This is a genomic window from Blautia sp. MCC269 (assembly GCF_018785655.1).
Classification (GTDB): Bacteria; Bacillota; Clostridia; order Lachnospirales; family Lachnospiraceae; genus Blautia_A.
This window is the reverse complement of record NZ_WQQE01000081.1, coordinates 1-530: the sequence shown is the minus strand read 5'-3', so window position 1 is coordinate 530 and position 530 is coordinate 1. Positions and strand designations below refer to the sequence as shown.

Below are 530 nucleotides of genomic sequence, written 5' to 3'. Positions count from 1 at the left end.
GGACCGATGACTGGGGTGAAGTCGTAACAAGGTAGCCGTATCGGAAGGTGCGGCTGGATCACCTCCTTTCTAAGGAAAAAAGTAGAGTAATTGAAATGTGTTTTACTGTTGAGTTATCAAGGCAACTGAATAACGATATTTCTGGTAGCGATGCGCTTAGGGGACACACCCGTTCCCATCCCGAACACGACGGTTAAGACCTAAGCGGCCGATGGTACTGCACTGGAGACGGTGTGGGAGAGCAGGTGGCTGCCAGATCAAATGGGGATGTAGCTCAGTTGGGAGAGCACCTGCCTTGCAAGCAGGGGGTCGAGAGTTCGAATCTCTTCATCTCCACTGAAATCGAAAGATTTCAAGATGGGCTTATAGCTCAGCTGGTTAGAGCGCACGCCTGATAAGCGTGAGGTCGGTGGTTCGAGTCCACTTAAGCCCACTGGTTTAAATGAACCAGAACCCCGTAAAGTTCATAATCATGAGCCATAGGGCAAAGGTCCACTTAAGCCCATTGGGTTTTAAGTTAATTAAGCCCA

At 49.4% G+C, this 530-nt stretch carries 2 tRNA genes and 2 rRNA genes; all 4 read left to right on the top strand.

Annotated elements, in window-relative coordinates:
• Positions 1–69: ribosomal RNA gene (locus GPK88_RS17250) — 16S ribosomal RNA — on the top strand; the annotation flags it as partial.
• Between the two features lie 71 nt (positions 70–140).
• Positions 141–258: ribosomal RNA gene (rrf, locus tag GPK88_RS17245) — 5S ribosomal RNA — on the top strand.
• A gap of 5 nt (positions 259–263) precedes the next feature.
• Positions 264–336, top strand: a tRNA-Ala gene (locus GPK88_RS17240).
• A gap of 23 nt (positions 337–359) precedes the next feature.
• Positions 360–433, top strand: a tRNA-Ile gene (locus tag GPK88_RS17235).
• Positions 434–530: the final 97 nt, after the last annotated feature.